The organism is Pantoea ananatis LMG 2665, assembly GCF_000710035.2.
In the GTDB taxonomy this organism is placed as follows: Bacteria; Pseudomonadota; Gammaproteobacteria; order Enterobacterales; family Enterobacteriaceae; genus Pantoea; species Pantoea ananatis.
In genome coordinates this window covers 17749-36503 of the sequence record NZ_JMJJ01000002.1, presented here as the reverse complement: position 1 = coordinate 36503, position 18755 = coordinate 17749, and the positions used below count along the sequence as shown (strand labels likewise).

Below are 18755 nucleotides of genomic sequence, written 5' to 3'. Positions count from 1 at the left end.
CTCAAAGACGCACAGAGGAAATAAACTGCTTTAGCTCCGCCGTCTGTGGAGAAGCGAACAGCGTTTTACTGTCGCCCTGCTCCCAGACGCGCCCCTGATGCATAAAGACCACACGATCGCCCACGTCGCGGGCGAAGTTCATTTCATGGGTGACGAGAATCAACGTCATGCCCTCGGCGGCAAGCTGTTCCAGCACTTTTAGCACTTCACCGACCAGCTCAGGATCCAGTGCAGAGGTAATCTCATCACACAGTAAGACGCGGGGTTCCATCGCCAGCGCGCGGGCAATGGCAACGCGCTGCTGCTGACCACCAGACAGGCTGGAAGGGTAATAATCCAGCCGCTCGCCCAGCCCCACTTTTTCCAGCATGCGCGCCGCCAGTTCGCGGCACTCCGCCTGGCTTTTTTTCAGCACCCGACGCGGCGCCAGCATGACGTTTTCCAGCGCCGTCATATGCGGGAACAGATTGAAGTTCTGAAACACCATGCCGACTGAGCGGCTGATTTCCCGCGCCTGGGAATCACGGTCGGTAATCGTCATACCGCCGAGTTTAATGCTGCCATCCTGATAGCCTTCCAGCCCGTTCATGCAGCGCAACAGCGTACTTTTGCCTGAACCGCTGCGCCCGATAATGGAGATCACTTCTCCCATATCGATATCCAGATCCACGCCTTTGAGAACGTGGTTGGTGCCGTAATACTTCTGCACCTGATTAATGGTGATGAGCGGCATTAAATTTTTTCTCCAGATACTGGCTGTAACGCGACAGCGGATAACACAGCAGGAAATAGCCCAGTGCCACCAGCCCAAAGACTTTAAAGGGCTGATAGGTCACGTTATTCAGAATGGTGCCGGCCTTGGTCAGCTCGACGAACCCGATAATGGATGCCAGCGCCGTGCCTTTGATCACCTGCACCGCAAATCCCACCGTGGGGGCAATCGCAATGCGAATCGCCTGGGGTGCGATGACCCGCGTCAGCGTCTGACCAAAATCAAGCCCGAGGCAGCGTGATGCTTCCCACTGGCCCTTGGGCAGGGCCTGAATACTGCCATGCCAGATATCCAGCAGAAACGCGCTGGTATAAAAGGTCAGCGCCAGCGAGGCGGCGGTCCAGGGCGCGACGTCGATACCGAACAGTCCGACGCCAAAGAAAGCCAGAAACAGCTGCATCAGCAGCGGCGTGCCCTGGAACAGTTCGGTATAGGCACGGATCACGCGCGTCAGCCATTTACGCTTTAACAGGCGTAAAAACAGCAGCGGCAGCGTGACCAGCGTGCCGCCTAAAAAGGCCACCAGCGACAGCGCGATGGTCCAGCGAGCCGCCAGCAGCAGATTGCGCAGGATGTCCCAGTCAGTAAAGGTTGTCATCATGCCTGCACCCCCAGCCATTTGCGGCCAATCGCCAGCAGCAGCTGACGCATCACAATCGACAACGCCAGGTAAATCAGCGTGGTCACCGAGTAGACTTCAAAACTCAAAAAGGTGCGCGACTGAATCAGGTTGGCGGCGAAGGTCAGTTCCTCGTAGGAGACCTGCGAAACCACCGACGATCCCAGCATGACAATGATGCACTGGCTCACCAGCGCCGGATAAATCCGCTGCAGCGACGGCGGCAAAACCACGCGTAAAAACGTCTGGCTGCGCGTCAACCCCAGAACCCGACCGGCTTCCCACTGCCCTTTTGGCGTGACCTGAATACCGGCACGGATAATTTCCGTACTGTAAGCCCCCAGGTTAACCAGCATGGCCAGCAGCGCGGCTTCACCCGCCGTGAGTTTCAGCCCCAGGTTCGGCAAGCCGAACACAATAAAGAACAGCTGCACCACAAACGGCGTGTTGCGTATCAGTTCAACATAGAGGCCCCACAGGCGGCTTAACCAACTGGGTTTACCACTGCGCAGCGCCGCGCCGATGATACCGATACTGACGCCCCCGACCGTTGCCAGCACGGTTAACTGGATCGTTACCCACAGGCCGGAGAGCAACTCCGGCCAGTACGGCCACAATGCAGGGAAATTAAGTTGCCCGGTCATTGCTCCGTCCTTATGCGCCCAGGTTGGCTGGCAGCGGCGCTTTCAGCCACTCTTCGGACATTTTATTCAGCGTGCCGTCTTTAATGCCCTGCTCGATCAGCGTATTCACTTTGTCTTTCAGCGCCGGCTCGTCTTTCTTCAATCCGATATAGCACGGAGAGTCTTTCAGCATAAATTGCGCAACAGGGGCTTTTGCCGGGTTCTGACGCGTAATGGCCGCGACCACAAGATTACCCGTTGCCACGTACTGCACCTGGCCGGAGAGGTAAGCGGATAAGGTGGTGTTGTTATCTTCATAACGTTTCACCTGCGCATCCTTAGGGGCTACCTCACTCAGTACCATGTCCTCTACCGCACCGCGGGTGACGCCAACAGATTTACCGCTCAGTGCTGCGGCATCTTTCAGATGATCGCCTTTAGGACCGAAAACGCCCAGGAAGAACGGCGCATAGGCCCGGCTAAAGTCGATCACCTTTTCGCGTTCCGGGTTTTTCCCCATGCTGGAGATCACCAGGTCAACTTTGTCCGTTTGCAAGTAAGGTACGCGGTTCGCGCTGGTCACCGGCACCAGCTGCAACTTAAGTTTCATCTGCTTAGCCAGATACTTCGCCATGTCGATGTCATAGCCCTGGGGTTGCAGATCGGTTCCCACTGAGCCAAACGGCGGGAAATCCTGCGGTACCGCAACCCGCAGCACGCCGCGTTTCTGGATATCCTGCAGTTGATCGGCCAACACGTTGCCCGCCTGCACCATCAATACTGCCGCTGCTGCGACCGCCATCAGAACTTTTTTCATTATGCACCCCGGTGAGATTATGTGAAACAAAAGATTCTTATTGAAGGCATTCTGCAACTAATGTGCCAACGCGGACGCACGCTGAAAAAAGCGACTTAATGGCTGCTAAGCGCTATTTATAGCGATACAGAGGCATCAGACGTTGCCCCGCAGGACGTTCCAAAACGGGGCAAAGCACCAAAACGGTGCCTGTTAACGGTGCTCCAGCTCGTCAAGCTGGTGATAAAGATCGGCAATATGGTGAATGCGCTGGCGTCCGTCTGACAGCAGTTCATGCAGCAAGGCATTGGCAAGCAGGTTGATCAGGCTCATGGCCGACGCGTAACTGTCAAACGCTGACACGCTGTCCAGTGGTGCGCAAAACTGCCAGCGCGCCAGGGCGATAACGCTCTGCGCCTGAGGCTCGCACAGCGCCAGCACGGGAATAGCGGCGCTTTGCAACTGCTGCATCAGCGGCTGGATAATGCGGGTGCGCCGCCGGAAGGCGATAACCACGACCATATCCTCAGGCGTTATATCCACCAGGTCCTCGGCCAGCGTCTGTCCCGGCTGGGGCAGGATATGCACCTGCGAACGCGTCTGGATCAGCTGTTGGCGCAGGTGCAGCGCCACCGGATAGGCATTGCGCATGCCGACAATGTAGATACGTTTCGCCTGAGCCAGTTGAGCGATCACCTCAGTAAACTGCCGGGCATCAATGCTGTTTACCCACTGTGTAAGGTTGGCCATCTCCTGCTTGTAATGGCGCGACAGTAAGGTATTGCCCTGCACGGCATCGCGGTTATCCGTTAGCGGCATCCCGCTCTGGCGCAGGGTACGCAGCTCATCGCGCATATCTTTGTACTTGTCATAACCGAGCCGTTTAAACAGCCGGCTGACGGTCGCTTTTGACACGCCGCTCAGGCGCGCCAGCTCGGCGCTGTTATAGCTAATCAGATCGTCGAAGTGGTCAAAGATAAAGTCGGCAATGCGCTGCTCCTGCGGCGAAAGCTGGGGGTAATGGGTTTTGAGCCGTTCATCAAGCTGTTTCATTCAGGTCCTGTAACTTTTGTTTCAACCGCGGGGTTTAACAGAAGCTAGCATAATTTGGGCCAGATGAACCGGTTCCGATCCTTAGCGACGATAAAAACTGGAACGGCTCTTGCTTAGTTATTGGTTCTGTACCCTGAATAACACAATGAGAAGAGCATGATTCAGAGCAATATGGCCCCGCTGGGCATGGCGGTAACGCCTCATCATCTGGCCAGTGAAAGTGCGCTGGCGGTGCTGCGTGAAGGCGGCAATGCGATTGAGGCCATGGTGGCCGCTGCTGCGACTATTGCCGTCGTCTATCCGCATATGAACGGCCTGGGCGGGGACGGTTTCTGGCTGATAATGCCGGGTAAGGGCGACCCTATTGCTATCGACGCCAGCGGCAGAGCGGGTTCTCTTGCAAATATCGACTTCTATCAGGGTGAAACGCAAATTCCACATCGCGGGCCAAAAGCCGCATTAACGGTGGCGGGCACGGTGAGCGGCTGGCATGAGGCATTGGCGCTGTCAGCCGAGCTCGGCGGCACGCCCCTGCCCCTGGCACGATTACTGCGTGACGCGGTGCGTTACGCGGCAGACGGCATTCCGGTCACGGCCTCGCAGGCCTCGGCCACCCGCAGCAAGCGCGAAGAGCTCCAGCATCAGCCCGGCTTTTCCGCCCTGTTTTTGCCGGACGGAGATGTTCCGGCGGAAGGCAGTCGTTTCACCCAACCCGATCTGGCGCGCACGCTCAGTCTGTTAAGTGAAGAAGGGCTGGAAAGCTTTTATCGCGGCACGCTGGCGCACCATCTGGCAGGCGAGATGGTCAACCTGGGCATTCCCGTTACCCTGGCCGATTTACAGCAGCAGCGGGCCAGTCGGGTCAAGCCGTTGCATGTCAGACATAGCGAAGGCGATATCTGGAATATCACACCGCCGACGCAGGGGCTGGTTTCTCTGGCGATCCTGGGCATTACCGATCATCTGGATATGGCGAATGCCGATGAAGCACAAACCATTCACCGCATCGTTGAGGCGACAAAAAAAGCGTTTGCTTTACGCGATCGGCACATCACCGATCCTCGTCATGTGGTGGACGATCTGCAGGCGCTGCTCGACAGCGATCTGCTCACAACGATCGCCAGCCAGATTGATGATAACCGCGCTGCGCCATGGGGAACCGGACGAGGCCCCGGCGATACCGTCTGGATGGGCGTCATGGACAGCAGCGGCCTTTCCGTCTCTTTTATCCAGAGCATTTATCATGAATTTGGCAGTGGCGTGGTGATGCCCGGCACCGGGATCGTCTGGCAAAACCGCGGGGCGGCTTTCAGCCTCGATCCCGATCACCTGCTGGCACTCGCCCCGGGTAAACAACCTTTCCACACGCTGAACCCTGCCGCGGCGCGCCTGAAAGACGGCCGGACGATGGTATATGGATCCATGGGCGGTGACGGACAGCCCCAGACCCAGGCTGCCATTTTTACCCGCCATGTGATCCAGCGCCTGCCGCTGCAACAGGCGGTCAGCGCACCCCGCTGGCTGTTGGGCCGAACGTGGGGACAGACCTCGGATTCCCTCAAGCTGGAGAGTCGCTTCGCGCCAGAAACGCTGGAGCGGTTACGTCAGTTAGGCCATGAGGTGGAGTCACTTCCGCCATTCAGTGAAGTCGTCGGCCATGCAGGTGCGATTGTTCGTCACAACAACGGTATGTTCGAAGGCGCAAGCGATCCGCGTAGCAACGGCAGCGCCGCCGGTTTTTGACAGGAGTACGTTATGAATCACATTGAGTGGGCAACCTATATCGCCCAAATGGAACACATTCTTCATCTGGAGCTGGACGACGCACGCCGTGCAGCCCTGCTGGTCCAGATGACGCGCATTGCCGATATGGCGGCCCCGCTGATGGCTTATCCGCTGGACGATCGTCTTGAAGTTGCAGGAGTGTACAACGCATGAGGCTGAGCGAGGTTTCCATTCAGGCACTTCAGCAGAAGATTCAGCAGGGAGAGATCAGTGCGCGTGAAGTGGCGGAGCAGACGCTGACCGCGATTGAGAAACAGAATCCGCAGCTTAATGCCTGGACGGATATCACTTCAACGCGAATGTTGCAGGAAGCGGATGCGATTGATAAACAGCGCCTGCGCGGTGAGATGTTACCGCCGCTGGCGGGCATTCCCTATGCGGTAAAAAACCTGTTTGATGTGCAGGGTTACTCAACCCTGGCTGGGGCTGAATTATTTCGTCAGCGCCCGGCAGCCAACCGTGACGCCTTTGCCATCACCCAACTGCAACAGGCCGGCGCCCTGCTTTCTGGCATGGTGAATATGGATGCCTATGCCTACGGTTTTACCACTGAAAACAGCCACTATGGCGCCACGCGCAATCCGCATGATCTGGCGCGGATCGCCGGGGGATCCTCCGGCGGTTCAGCGGCAGCCGTGGCGGCCGGACTGGTGCCTTTCTCGCTGGGCACGGATACCAATGGATCGATACGCGTGCCGGCTTCCCTGTGCGGCATCTTTGGCCTGAAGCCAACCTTTGGTCGCCTGTCCCGCAGCGGTAGCCATCCGTTTGTCGCCAGTCTGGATCACATCGGTCCCTTTGCACGCCGCGTTGACGATCTGGCGCAGGTTTACGATCTCCTGCAGGGTAAAGACAGCATGGATGCCTTTCAGGCCGATCGGCCTCAGGCACCCACGCGGCCTCAGTTGGAACGGGGGGCACAGGATTTGCGCTGTGCGGTTCTGGGCGGCTTCTTTTCGACGTGGTGTGATCATGATGCCCGTAACGCGCAGATTCAAATCGCGACCGCGTTGCAGGCTAGTGAGGAAGTGATTATGGCGGAAGCCGAACTGGCCCGCTCAGCCGCCTTTATTATGACCGCGTCAGAAGGCGGCAATCACTATCTGCCGGCGCTGCGTCAGCAACCTGAACGGTTCGAACCTCATTCCCGTGAGCGCCTGCTGGCGGGCGCGATGCTGCCGGGTGCGTGGTATGTGCAGGCGCAACGCTTCCGCCGTCATTTCCAACAGCAAATACTGCCGTTATTTGATCGGTTTGATGTCCTGATCGCCCCCGCCACCCCTTGCAGCGCGCCGCTGATAGATCAGGAAACTATTGCCATCAACGGGCAGAACTTGCCGACCAAGGCCAGCATGGGCATGTTAACCCAGCCGATCTCTTTTCTCGGCCTGCCCGTCTGTACTGTTCCACTGGCCACGGCAAGCGGCTTGCCGATTGGCGTGCAGCTTATCGGTGCGCCGTTTAACGAACAGGCGGTATTACGAGCCGCCTTTGCCCTTGAACAACAAGGTCTGACATTTTCGCCTACCTGTATGGCTGGAGCCTGATGAATACTGAAGAGATTAACCACCCCGACGTGCTGGATGCCGTAACCGCCGCCTTTTACCGTTACGAACAGGCGCTGACGGGCAACGATATTGCCGTTCTGGATGCGCTGTTCTGGCACGATGCCAGAACGGTGCGGCTGGGTGCCGGAGAGAACCTGTACGGCATTGATGAGATTCGCGCTTTCCGTGCCGCCCGCCCTTCGGCGGGGCTGGATCGCACCTTACAGAATACGGTGATCACTACCTTTGGCGATGCCTTTGCCGTGTGCAGTACCGAATTCACCCGTGCAGGCACGGAGAAAATTGGCCGTCAGCAACAAACCTGGGTGAAATTCCCCTCAGGCTGGCGCATCGTCGCGGCCCAGGTCAGTCTGATGAGTTAAACCGAACCCTTGCGCCAGAGGCAAGGATGCCTCACCTTCATGCTGGTCGATCATCGTCCCGGTGACCAGTGCAGGCCCCTCAGGAAAGGGAGGCGGCATCCCCAGTTGGCTTTCCGGCGGGACCGTGCTCTGCCGCGCGTTCCCGCAGCCAGGCAATCATCTCTTCACTTCCCTCCTGGCTGGTTGTCCGCGCAGGCCAGGCAAGATAATAGGGTTTACTGAGCGGCAGACATAAGGAATCGATCGCCAGCAACTCGCCCCGGGCCAGTTCCCCGGCAATCATGTGACGTTGCCCTAACAGCATCCCCGCGCCTGCCACCGCCGCATCAATCGCCAGTGAGGTCAGATTAAACGTCAGGCCGGGCTGCGCCACGGGCTCAGGGAGTCCTTTTGCCTCAAACCACGCAGGCCAGTCCGGCAGAAAACGTCCCTCTTTCCCCCAGTCGAGATGAATCAACGGAGCCTGGTTTAATCTGTCTGCGGCAGCAAAGGTATTGATCAGCGCGGGACTGGCGACCGGAAAAACCTCATCATGGAACAGATACTGTTTGTTCAGCCTGGGATAGGCCTCTTCCCCAAAGCAAATAACAAAATCAGCCGGGGTTTTACTGAAGTCCACGTCGGCGTGCGTGCCATGAAGAGAGAGGCCGACATGCGGGCAGCGCGCGCGCCAGTCAGACAAATGCGGCAGGACCCATTTTGATGCCAGTGCGGGAAGCGCATACAGCGTAAGCTGAGCGGCGGTATCTTTTCGCCCGATATTCCGTTGACCAAGCTGCAGTATATCGAAGGCTTCCGACACGTAGCGGAGATACTGCCTGCCCATCTCAGTCAGCATGACGCCATGCTGAGTCCGTAAAAACAGGACGCAGCCAAGGTGATCTTCCAGCTGACGAATCTGCTGGCTCACCGCGGCTGGCGTCAAGGCCAACTGCGCCGCCGCCTTTGTCAGGCTGCCGGTTTCCGCAGCGACCTTAAATGACTGAATAACGTTAATTTTAGGCAGGCGCAACGACGGCGTGGGCATTAAGGCTTCCTTATCAGGGTCTTAAATATTTATTGGTATTCAGTACAATCGGGCCTCGTTACAGTGATGACTAAATAATCACGCGTAGGAAATAAACGATGTCTGAATCTCTGGTACGCACTGACTTACATCCTCTGTCCAGTCACGCCTGGCGTCAACAGTGTCGGACGCAACTTCATCAGCAGGGCGCGCTGGTGCTGCGCAATTTTTTACAGCCCGCCGCCTTAGCGGCCATCGTCGCAGAAGGCGATGCGCAACGCCACCGTGCTTACCATACCCAAAGTAAGCATAACGTCTACCTGATGAAAACGGACCCTGCGTTTAGCGATACGCATCCCCGGAACCGCGAAGTCAGTAGCACTAAGGGCTGTATTACTGATGACGTCATCGCGCCGGATTCTCCGCTGCGTCAGCTCTATGACGATGCACTTTTTCAGTCTTTTTTGTGTGAGGTGCTTGATGAAGAGGCGTTGTATCCCTACGCCGATCCTTTGTCGTCCATTAACCTTCACTATGCCTCGCACGGGAAAGAGCTGGGATGGCATTTCGATAACTCGTCGTTTGCCATCACGTTACTGGTGCAGAAACCAACCGGCGGCGGGCGGTTTCAGTATGTGAAAGATCTGCGGGATGCCGATGCGGGCGAGATGAATTATCCGGGCGTGGCCGACGTGCTGGATGAACAGCAGCCCGTCGAAGAGCTGGCAATTGAAGCCGGTGACCTGGTACTGTTTCGCGGACGTAATTCCCTGCATCGCGTGACGCCTACCGAAGGCGACGTGACCCGGATGCTGGCGGTGCTGGCTTACAATACCGCGCCCGGCATCGCCTTGTCTGAGACGGCCCGGATGACATTTTACGGTCGGTTGTAAACGGCACCTGCGAGCGGATAGGCTCAGGCCACACGGGGCGTTCCGCCCTGCGTGGCTTAACCGGCCGCGTGCATCCACTGGCGCAGATTTTTTAACATCGTCATACAGCGTTCAAGCTGTTCAACACTGACAAACTCATCTGCTTTGTGTCCCTGTTCCATACTTCCCGGCCCACAAACCAAGGTCGCTATTCCCATCTCGTTAAATAACCCGCCTTCGGTGCCAAAGGCCACCGTGGTGAAGTCGTCTTGCCCACTCCACTGCGCCAGCCAGCGGGCAAAGTCGGTCTGCGGATCCGTCAGCAAGCCGGGATAGTCGCTCAGCGGCTGAAAGGCAATGTGACATACCGGATCAATGCGCTGCATTTCAGGCATCAGCTCAGCTTCGGCGAAGTGGCGCACACTGTCATACAGGTTCTGGACATCCGTATCGGGCAGCGTTCGCCACTCCACATCAAACTGGCAGGTTTCAGGCACAATATTGAGTGCTGTTCCGCCCTGAATCGTGCCCACCTGCAGCGTGCTGTAGGGCGGTTCGAACCGTTCATCACGTTGCTGCCTGAGCGCCGCTTCCTGATGCAAAAGATGCGCAATTAGCCGCCCGGCATAGTGAATCGCGTTGACGCCCTTGTGCGTATAGGCGGAATGGCAGGCAAGGCCCTGTACCCGGCAGCGCACCGCCCGCTTTCCCTTATGTCCGTAAACCGGCTGCATGCCGGTCGGCTCACCCACGATACACATCGCAGGCTTTGCCGCTGAGGCATTGAGCATCGCCACCAGCGAGCGCACGCCCAGGCAGCCGACCTCTTCGTCATAGGAAAAAGCAAGATGTAAGGGCATGCGGAGGGGCTGTTGCAGAAAGTCATCCAGCGACGCCAGCACGCAGGCAATAAAGCCTTTCATGTCGGCGCTTCCCCGCCCATAACATCGCCCGTCACGCTCCGTCAGGGCGAAAGGCGGAACGGACCAGTTTTGTCCCTCAACCGGCACCACGTCCGTGTGCCCTGACAGCATGACCCCGCCCTCGCCGTCCGGCCCCAGACGCGCATACAGATTGGCTTTTTTACCGCTCTCATCAAGCAGCCACTGCGTCGTCACGCCTCTGTCAGTCAGGTAGTCGTCAATAAACTGAATCAGGGCCAGATTTGACGCCCGACTGGTTGTGTCAACGGCCAGCAGTGAGGCCAGAATCGCCCTTAAACGATCATTCATCGCCGGGCACGCCATAGGAGGGAGCCTCACGCGGATCCAACGCGCGCGTGACATAGGCTTCCATCTGCGGTTCATAGGCAAGCCACAGTTGCGTCAGTTGTCCAACAGGATCGCCCTCTGTCCAGTCGATGCGCAGATCCACCAATGGCCAGGTGTAGTCATCCACCAGTTTGAGCGCGGCAGAATGTAACGGTCCGGCTTCTCCGCCCGCCGCTACACCGGCCTGAAGGGCCGCAAGCAGCCTGCTGGCCAGTTCACCGGAGGCCGCAGCAAAAGCCGCACACATTGCTGCCGTCACGCCTTTGTCCGCCAACATATTACCTGCGGCGATACAGTTTTTTCCTTCAGCCACGCTCCAGATCCCCAGGGTTTGGCTGCCACTGAAAAACGCCGTATTCCCCTGGATATCGATTGCGGCGACCTGACGGTAGTCACTGAATCTGTCTTCAGCCAGCGCCAGCTTGAGCGCCACATCGAGCGCGCGGCCCTGATCCAGATACACCAGAATCTGCTGCCCCAGAGAAGGCAACGTAATGTTCTGGCTGGATACGGCCCCCACGCCAGCCTGCAGCCAGGGGCAGCGCGCGCCCACGGCGATGCTGGATGAACTGATGGCGATGCCAAGTTGACCGGTTTCTTCACAACGTGCCGTTACCGATAAGGTCATTGGGTCGCTCCACCTTTCCAGTCATCCGGAATCACCGCAATGACATCTATTTCCATCAGCCACTGCGGCTGCGCCAGGGCTGAAATCACCAGACCAGTCGAGACGGGGAAAACGCCTTTAAGCCATTTTCCCACTTCACGGTACACCGGCTCGCGATAGCGCGGATCGATAATATAGGTGGTGGTTTTGACGATATGCGACAAGTCGCTTCCTGCCTCTTCCAGCAGTTGCTTCACATTTTTCATCGCCTGCGCCGCCTGTGCAGCCGGATCGCCCAGACCAATCAGATTGCCGTCGAAGTCAGTGCCGACCTGGCCCCGCAGATACACCGTGTTACCTGCACGCACGGCCTGGCAGAGATCGTTGTCCAGCGTTTGATTGGGATAGGTTTCTTTGGTGTTAAACATCCGAATACGTGTATGGGTTGGCATAAAGACAGTCTCCTGGTTCAGTTTTCTGAAGCGGCACGGTAATCCTGATACTGGCGCTGGATAGCAATATGGTCGGCGACATATTTTGCGTCATGCCACACGCCCCAGATAAACGAGGACCCCCGGCGCGACTGCCAGGGAAGCCCGAGAAAATAGAGCCCGGACTCGGTGGAAACGCCGCGTTGATGAACGGGTCTGCGCTTCTCGTCAAAGGCGTTAACCTTCAGCCAGCTGTAATCGGTGGCATAGCCCGTTGCCCAGATGAGGGTGGTTATCCCTGCGCGGACGAGATTGAGCGACTGCACAGGATGCGAGACGCTTTCCGGATCGGGCAGAAACGCGCGCGCGGCCGGATCCTCGGGCAAATTCAGGCCATGCCGTTTTACCCAGGCATCCGCCGCGTCAAGCAGGGATAAATAGTTTTCATCACCCGAGGCGATGTTTTGCGCCAGATCGGGCTTAAAGGTCACGACATCACCGGAAAAGCGCTCCGTTAACCCGACCAGGTTGATGCCCTGTTCCGCCAGCCTGCGAAAGTCAACGGTATGGCCGCCTCGCGCGCCGCTGACCGCAATGGTGACGTGCTCTTTACCCGGTTGACTGGCAGCAGCATCCCACAGGCCGAGCACACCTAACCACCAGCAAAAATCCCGGTTGCGATAACGGCGCGGCGGCCGATCGTGCGGCCCAACAGAGAGCCAGACGTCTTTTCCTGCACGCTGCAGCTCATCAGCAATCTGCACCCCTGACGAGCCTGCGCCGATCACCAGCACGCCGCCTTCAGGCAGTTGTTGCGGGTTGCGATAGTCTGCTGAATGCAATTGAGTGAATCCCGCATCCGTGGGCGCAATCGCGGGGATAATGGGCTTCTGAAAGGGGCCTGTGGCAACGACCACACGTTGAGCGACGAGCGGGCCTTCAGAGGTGAGGACATCGAACCCGCTGCGCCCGGCACGGGGCGCCACGCTGATGACCTCGACGCCGGTCTTGACAGGGGCTTTAATGTGTTGCGCATAGGCTTCAAAATAGTCCGCGATCTGTTCTTTAGGCACAAAGCTGTCGGGATCCTGTCCCGAAAACGTCATGCCGGGAAACCGGTCGTGCCAGGCCGGGCCGTTGGCGACCAGAGAATCCCAGCGGCGGGTCCGCCATGCCTCAGCAATACGTTTTTTTTCCAACACGCAATGCGGAATGCCGAGCCGCCCCAGATGCTCGCTCATGGCGATACCGGCCTGTCCTGCCCCAATCACCAGGGTGTCTGTTTCTTGCTCTGTTATTGTCATTCCACCATCCTCAAGCCCGCCGTTTCAATGACGTGTTCCTGACACGCGATAGCGCCAAGACTATTTGAGGCAAGTGAATGGGTAAAATATTATAAAGCTAATATCTGAATAAGAAATTAATAAGCAAAGGATGTGCAGCCGATTATTATGGCCACCCAACGATTACAACGCGGAATGACTCAACACCGTTGGTCAAAAATACTTTTCCTTTTCTTAGCGAACTGCACGATAAATGCACCCTGCTTTTCACGCCGTCGGCCCTAATGCACTATTCTGGCAATAGTCCATAAAAAGTTTTGTTGGGCGCGTCGGTTCATTATGACTTAACCAGGCCATGATTAACGTCGAGGCTTCCATCTCATCTTCAATATCAATCTGCGCAAGTTTTTCACCGTCATAAGTCATATCCGTGTAAGGCCGGGTGACCAGCACGGAAAAGCCTAATCCCTGCCCCACCATGCACCGTACCATTTCGATGGAGGGCGAACTGTAGGCAACCTGCGGGTGATAACCTTTGCTTTTGAAAATATTGATGAAGTAATTCCTGCTGGGTACAGCATCCAGTAAAATCATGGGTTCCTGACTCAGCTCACGCAACGTGACGAGGGATTTTTGCGCCAGCGGATGCTTTACTGGCAAGAGCGCATAGGGTTTATGCGGCGCGTTCAACGCCGCTTTTTGTATCGTGTTATCCAGCTCAAGATCGTACAGGAAAGCCAGGTCGAAACGTCCGCGATGGAGCCCGTGCATCAGTTCATGCTGCTCGCCATCGTAAAGTTCAATGGTGATGTCGGGATAACGCTTTTTGAAGCCCGCAATCAGTTTTGGCATGTACAGCGGTGCCGCAGATTCGAAGCAACCTATTGCAATCGTTCCTGAAATCAGCGTGTTATCTGCACGTGAATTTTGCTCAAACTCATGTGTCAGGCGTAACAGCTCCTGGGCTTTTTCATAAAAACGGCGGCCACCGGGCGTCAGAGAAACCCCTTGAGCATGATGACGGATCAACAGCTGCTGATCGAAGGCGTCTTCCAGATTTTTAATGGAGACAGAGATAGAGGGCTGTGCGATATGCAGCTGGCGCGAAGCTTCAGCAATGCTTTCTGTCTCTACGACGGCGACAAAATACCTGAGCTGTTTAAGTGTAAAGCGACTCATAGCGTTACCTCTGTTTTTTATGGCTACCCGGAAGCTTTGCTTCGTTTTCTACTAAGTAGCGCTGCAAATGCTGTGCCACATCACGTTCAGTTAGCCTGCGTGCCCTTTATTCAAAAATACCGCCCGCCTGTTTTTTTAGCCGCAACCGATCGCGACGCTCAAAAAAAGAAATTGCACCAATAACTCTCACGTTGCGTCTTAATGATCAGCGCCCTGCCCTAAATAAGCGCAAAAAGGGAAGCAATACGCTAATTATTCCCCTGTGATATTAAAAACACGTCATTTAAAAAGGCAGATAGCCATTGGATAGTTTTTTTAAAATCAGAACCAAAGAAATTACTAATTGCTATCGTTCCCGTCATGCCGCCATAGTGAATTACAGAATTAAATGACTAACCCTCTTCTGTTTAATGTGAGCAAGCCCATGACATTTAACTGGAACTATATGTTCAGTCTGTTTAGCGACGCTAACTTTTGGCTGGCGACCTGGACCGTCATCAAACTGAGCCTGCTGACCTGGGGAATGAGCATTATCGCGGGATTTATTCTGGCGCTGGCCAAGCAGTCGCGCCATCCCTTGTTGACGCTGCCTGCCCGATTTTATATCTGGCTCTTTCGCAGCCTGCCTTTACTGGTGCTGCTGATCTTTGTTTACAACCTGCCTCAGGCAGTGCCCGCCACGTCGGCGATATTGAGCGATCCGTTTTGGGCCGGGTTTATCGCGCTGACCATTTGTGAGAGCGCCTACATCGCGGAGATTCACCGCGGCGGGCTGCTGTCAATTCCCAGGGGCCAGAGCGAGGCTGCCCGGGCACTGGGACTACGCTATGCCGGTATTCAGTGGCGCATTATTATTCCGCAGGCTCTGCGTGTGGCCTTGCCAGCGCTGGCGAACGAATACATCGCGATCGTGAAGCTGACGTCGCTGGTCTCTGTTATCTCACTTACCGAAATTTTGATGGTCGGCCAGCGGCTTTACTCGCAGAACTTTCTGGTCATGGAAACCATGGCTGCCGTGGCTTTCTATTACGTGCTGATCGTCACCGTCTTTGATTTCCTGTTAAAGCAGCTGGAGCGCTATCTTGACGTCACGCAGCGTCAGCCTTCCGGCAAACCCGATGCGCAACTGTTCGACCTCGCACAACGCACGGCGGTGAGCCCGGTTCGTCAGGCAGTGCACGACAGCGGGCCAGCGTTGCAGGCCCTGCGTCTTCACAAGGCTTACAACAATGTTGAAGTACTGGGCGCAGTGAACCTGCAGATCCACGCTGGTGAGGTGGTCTCGGTGATCGGGCCTTCAGGCTCGGGAAAAACCACGCTGATTCGCCTGCTCAACGGCCTGGAGCAGATCGATAACGGTGAGATTCGTATTAACGGAAAACCTTTTATTCACCTTCGTCAGCAGGGAGAACAACGTAAGCCACGCTTCATTGAGCATACCGAGCACCGCCTCAACATTGGGATGGTTTTTCAGAGCTTCAACTTGTTCAGCCACCTCAACGTTATGGATAACCTGATGCTGGCACCGCGCTATCACAAGCTCGCGCCCACCCAGGCCTTAAAGCAGCAGGCCGCCGCGCTGCTTTTCAAAGTCGGCATGCTCGAACATGCGTGGAAATACCCTCATCAGCTCTCCGGTGGTCAGCAGCAACGCGTGGCTATCGCACGCGCCTTAATGATGCGCCCCCAAATCATGCTGTTCGACGAACCCACGTCAGCGCTGGATCCTGAAAAAGTGAATGAAGTCCTTCAGGTGATTGAAGCCCTGGCAAGCGAGGGCATCACCATGGTGATCGTGACCCATGAGATGAACTTTGCCTTCAAAGTTTCTGACCGAATTGTCTTTATGGAAAAAGGACGCGTGGTCTGTGACGACGCACCCCAGGCGCTGCGCGATGGCCAGCATCCGCGCGTGGAAGCATTTCTGAAGGATGTCTCGCTGGCGTAACGATGTATTCAACACGAGGGCACGACCATGATTGAACAGTGGCAGGTAGATCAGTATCACCAGCAGGGATTTCTGGTAGTTGAACATGTCCTGACAAGCGAGGAAATCGCCGCGCTGCAGCACGATTTTGACCAGTGGGTTGAGGAAAGCCGCAGCCAGAGTGCCCCCTGGGGCAATACTCAGGATGGCCGTTCGCGTTTCGACATTGAGAGCGATCACAGTGCCGACCATCCTTCTTTGCGTCGCGTGAGCTCACCAAACGACATCTCTGCCGCCTATCGCTATGCGGCACTGCAGTCACGAATGGCGCAGATTGCCGGGCAGTTAATTGGTGGCAGCGGCGCACGCTATCATCACAGCAAGATCAACTCGAAGCTGCCCCATACCGCAACGAAAGTGGAATGGCATCAGGATTTCCTGTTCACCCCGCACAGCAACGACGATATCGTGACCGCGCTGCTGATGGTCAGTGAGGTCACGCCGGAAAATGGCCCGCTGAACGTGGTGCCGGGCAGCCATCGGGGACCACTGTATTCGCACTGGCAGGACGGGCGTTTTACCGGGGCCGTCGAGCCTGCGGTGGTGAAAGAGCAGTGTCAGCAGCCCAGCGCCTGCTTTGGTCCCTCCGGGTCCGTGTGCTTTATGCATACAAGGCTGCTGCACGCCTCCAGCCCCAATGAAACCGAGTGGCCGCGCACGCTGTTTATCGCCGTGTACGCGGCGGAAGACGCGCTGCCTTTCGGTGAAAACCCCTTGCCCAGCCCGGATGCCGGAACGCTGGTTTATGGTGACGAAAGCGGCATGGTCCGCAGCACCCCAAATGAACTTCGCCTGCCGCAGAAACCGCGCGGAGCCTCGTTCTTTGTTCAGCAGGCAGGTCAAGATCTTGCCAACGTCTGATTGCGCCTAACAGAGAGATAATAATGATGAAAACATGTGTATTAAGTCTGCTTGCCGCAGGCGCTGTCCTGGCGTCATTTAACGCCTCAGCCTTTTTACAACCAGGTAAAATCATCGCCGGATCGGATATGACCTTCTTTCCTTATGAATACATGAAGGATAATAAACCCGCTGGCTTTGACATTGAGTTTCTTGATGGCCTGGCAAAAGTGATGGGCCGTCAGGCCGTGAATATTGATACCCGTTTTCCTAACCTGATCACCGGTTTACAGAGTAACCGGTTCGATATCACTAACTCGTCGATGTATATCACCGCCGATCGCATGAAAGTGATCGACATGATTCCCTACCTGAAAAGCGGCGAGGCTATCCTGTCGCTGAAGGGAAGTGATTATCAACCCAAGACGCCTGAAGAATTCTGCGGCCATAAAATTGGCTCAATGGGCGCCACCTCCTGGCTACAGCAGTTGCATAAACTGTCTGACGATTACTGTGTGAAAAACGGTAAGCCCCCTATCGCGATCAGCGAATATGCGACCGATCCTCAGACGACTCAGGCGATGCTTTCCCATGCGGTGGAAGCGCAGATCACCGATGCCGCGGTGGCGCGTGGCGTTGTCCAGAAGCTGGGCGACCGCATCCAGATATCTTCCACGACGCTCATCTATCCCGTATTAAACGGTTTCGGCGTGAAGAAGGACAATACGGAGGTGAAACAGGCCCTGGTTGCGGCGCTGGAAGCCTACAGTAAAACGCCAGAGTATGCCGCACTGCTCAAAAAATACCATTTTGAAGCGCCGACGGCGGACGATCTCAAGACCTTGATGCCTAAGCCTTAATCTCAAACGCGTGCCGGGCACGCGTTCATTTTCTGGAGGTAATATGGCGCTTTCTTTCGAAGAACAAACGCGTATCGATCTGGCGGCAGCCTTCCGCATTATTGCCCACCTGGGCATGCATGAGGCGGTAGCGAATCATTTCAGTGCCGCTGTCTCACCGGATGGTAAGCAGTTTCTGATGAACCCAAAGTGGAAACACTTTTCACGCCTTCGCGCCAGCGATTTACTGCTGCTCAATGCTGAGGATGCATCCTGTGCAGAGTGGGATGATGTTGATGCCACCGCCTGGTCCATTCATGGGCAAATTCATCAGCGGCTGCCAGAAACCCGGGTCGTGATGCATCTGCATCCGGTTTACACCACCAGCGTTGCCTGCCTGGCGCAGCCGCACATTCCGCCTGTCGATCAAAACAGCGCGCGCTACTTCAACCGCATCGCGGTAGATACGTTATACGGTGGCATGGCCGATACGAAAGAGGAAGGCGCACGTCTGGCCAGCCTGCTGACCGATAAGCGTCGTCTGTTAATGGGCAATCACGGCGTCATGGTTACCGCCCAGACCATTGGCGAGGCCTTTGATGACATCTGGACGCTAGAGCGCGCCTGCCAGATTTTGGTCACCGCCTGGTCTACCGGGCAACCCTTGAAAGTCCTGAGCGATGAGGTTGCGGAAAAAACGGCCCGCGACTGGGAAGGTATTCCCGACTTCTCTCTGCGGCATTTCGAGGAGATGAAGCAGTTGATGATTGAGGCCGATCCCGCCCTGTGCGACTGAGCGCTTCCACGCACGGCTGTCACGCAGGTGACAGCAACAATGACAGCACGTGGCGACAGCCTTTTG

Annotated in this window: 20 protein-coding genes; 9 read left to right on the top strand and 11 right to left on the bottom strand. The window is 56.3% G+C overall.

All coding sequences use genetic code 11. The features are described 5' to 3' along the window. Position 1: 1 nt before the first annotated feature. The 5 genes from EL29_RS01725 to hpxU form a co-directional block, all read right to left on the bottom strand. Positions 2 to 733 (bottom strand): amino acid ABC transporter ATP-binding protein, encoded by a 732-nt coding sequence (locus tag EL29_RS01725; protein WP_014592994.1) that lies wholly within the window; start codon positions 731 to 733, stop codon positions 2 to 4. Beyond that, entirely contained in the window at positions 714 to 1370 is a 657-nt protein-coding gene (locus tag EL29_RS01720; protein WP_024471625.1) for an amino acid ABC transporter permease, read from the bottom strand. Before EL29_RS01720 ends, EL29_RS01725 begins: the two co-directional genes overlap by 20 nt. After that, on the bottom strand, positions 1370 to 2035 hold the full coding sequence (locus EL29_RS01715) for an amino acid ABC transporter permease (RefSeq protein WP_013024753.1): 666 nt from the start codon (positions 2033 to 2035) through the stop codon (positions 1370 to 1372). The genes EL29_RS01720 and EL29_RS01715 overlap by 1 nt, the downstream gene beginning before the upstream one ends. A gap of 10 nt (positions 2036 to 2045) precedes the next feature. Next, the gene (locus EL29_RS01710; RefSeq protein WP_014592993.1) at positions 2046 to 2831 is read right to left on the bottom strand and encodes a transporter substrate-binding domain-containing protein; all 786 of its coding nucleotides are present in this window, start codon (positions 2829 to 2831) and stop codon (positions 2046 to 2048) included. 192 nt (positions 2832 to 3023) lie between these two features. Beyond that, positions 3024 to 3863: a MurR/RpiR family transcriptional regulator HpxU gene (hpxU, locus tag EL29_RS01705; RefSeq protein WP_013024751.1), complete on the bottom strand. Its 840-nt coding sequence runs from the start codon at positions 3861 to 3863 to the stop codon at positions 3024 to 3026. 156 nt (positions 3864 to 4019) lie between these two features. On the opposite strand from hpxU, the gene EL29_RS01700 reads away from it, so the two are divergent. From EL29_RS01700 to hpxZ, 4 genes are read left to right on the top strand one after another with little or no spacing between them, the layout of a single operon-like run. Beyond that, complete coding sequence (locus EL29_RS01700; protein ID WP_014606518.1) at positions 4020 to 5606, top strand: gamma-glutamyltransferase family protein; 1587 nt, start codon at positions 4020 to 4022, stop codon at positions 5604 to 5606. 12 nt (positions 5607 to 5618) lie between these two features. Next, positions 5619 to 5801 carry an oxalurate catabolism protein HpxX gene (hpxX, locus tag EL29_RS01695; RefSeq protein WP_013024749.1) on the top strand — a complete coding sequence of 61 codons (183 nt, stop codon included), beginning with the start codon at positions 5619 to 5621 and terminating at the stop codon, positions 5799 to 5801. After that, the gene (locus tag EL29_RS01690) at positions 5798 to 7195 is read left to right on the top strand and encodes an AtzE family amidohydrolase (protein ID WP_014592990.1); all 1398 of its coding nucleotides are present in this window, start codon (positions 5798 to 5800) and stop codon (positions 7193 to 7195) included. Before hpxX ends, EL29_RS01690 begins: the two co-directional genes overlap by 4 nt. After that, positions 7195 to 7578, top strand: a complete 384-nt coding sequence (gene hpxZ / locus EL29_RS01685) for an oxalurate catabolism protein HpxZ (RefSeq protein WP_024471623.1) — start codon at positions 7195 to 7197, stop codon at positions 7576 to 7578. Before EL29_RS01690 ends, hpxZ begins: the two co-directional genes overlap by 1 nt. Before the next feature lie 79 nt (positions 7579 to 7657). On the opposite strand, the gene EL29_RS01680 is transcribed toward hpxZ, so the two are convergent. After that, positions 7658 to 8605 (bottom strand): LysR substrate-binding domain-containing protein, encoded by a 948-nt coding sequence (locus EL29_RS01680; protein WP_028714844.1) that lies wholly within the window; start codon positions 8603 to 8605, stop codon positions 7658 to 7660. Between the two features lie 98 nt (positions 8606 to 8703). Between EL29_RS01680 and EL29_RS01675 the strand changes: the two genes are divergently transcribed. Continuing rightward, positions 8704 to 9477, top strand: coding sequence for a 2OG-Fe(II) oxygenase family protein (locus tag EL29_RS01675; protein ID WP_015700904.1), 774 nt, complete (start codon positions 8704 to 8706; stop codon positions 9475 to 9477). A gap of 56 nt (positions 9478 to 9533) precedes the next feature. On the opposite strand, the gene argE is transcribed toward EL29_RS01675, so the two are convergent. The 5 genes from argE to EL29_RS01650 form a co-directional block, all read right to left on the bottom strand. Continuing rightward, positions 9534 to 10703, bottom strand: coding sequence for an acetylornithine deacetylase (argE, locus tag EL29_RS01670; RefSeq protein ID WP_028714843.1), 1170 nt, complete (start codon positions 10701 to 10703; stop codon positions 9534 to 9536). Next, positions 10681 to 11355 (bottom strand): DUF1028 domain-containing protein, encoded by a 675-nt coding sequence (locus EL29_RS01665; RefSeq protein WP_014606524.1) that lies wholly within the window; start codon positions 11353 to 11355, stop codon positions 10681 to 10683. The genes argE and EL29_RS01665 overlap by 23 nt, the downstream gene beginning before the upstream one ends. Next, positions 11352 to 11786 carry a RidA family protein gene (locus tag EL29_RS01660; RefSeq protein WP_013024742.1) on the bottom strand — a complete coding sequence of 145 codons (435 nt, stop codon included), beginning with the start codon at positions 11784 to 11786 and terminating at the stop codon, positions 11352 to 11354. The genes EL29_RS01665 and EL29_RS01660 overlap by 4 nt, the downstream gene beginning before the upstream one ends. Before the next feature lie 17 nt (positions 11787 to 11803). After that, on the bottom strand, positions 11804 to 13069 hold the full coding sequence (locus EL29_RS01655; protein WP_013024741.1) for a flavin-containing monooxygenase: 1266 nt from the start codon (positions 13067 to 13069) through the stop codon (positions 11804 to 11806). Positions 13070 to 13315: 246 nt separating this feature from the next. Further along, positions 13316 to 14227, bottom strand: coding sequence for a LysR substrate-binding domain-containing protein (locus EL29_RS01650; RefSeq protein WP_013024740.1), 912 nt, complete (start codon positions 14225 to 14227; stop codon positions 13316 to 13318). Between the two features lie 424 nt (positions 14228 to 14651). Here EL29_RS01650 and EL29_RS01645 point away from each other — a divergent pair, with 424 nt between their 5' ends. The 4 genes from EL29_RS01645 to EL29_RS01630 are packed head-to-tail and all read left to right on the top strand — an operon-like array spanning position 14652 to position 18689. Further along, entirely contained in the window at positions 14652 to 16175 is a 1524-nt protein-coding gene (locus EL29_RS01645) for an amino acid ABC transporter permease/ATP-binding protein (RefSeq protein WP_014606526.1), read from the top strand. 27 nt (positions 16176 to 16202) lie between these two features. After that, positions 16203 to 17075, top strand: a complete 873-nt coding sequence (locus EL29_RS01640) for a phytanoyl-CoA dioxygenase family protein (protein ID WP_028714842.1) — start codon at positions 16203 to 16205, stop codon at positions 17073 to 17075. 23 nt (positions 17076 to 17098) lie between these two features. Further along, positions 17099 to 17914: an ABC transporter substrate-binding protein gene (locus tag EL29_RS01635; RefSeq protein WP_013024736.1), complete on the top strand. Its 816-nt coding sequence runs from the start codon at positions 17099 to 17101 to the stop codon at positions 17912 to 17914. Positions 17915 to 17957: 43 nt separating this feature from the next. Beyond that, complete coding sequence (locus tag EL29_RS01630) at positions 17958 to 18689, top strand: class II aldolase and adducin N-terminal domain-containing protein (protein ID WP_014592986.1); 732 nt, start codon at positions 17958 to 17960, stop codon at positions 18687 to 18689. Positions 18690 to 18755: the final 66 nt, after the last annotated feature.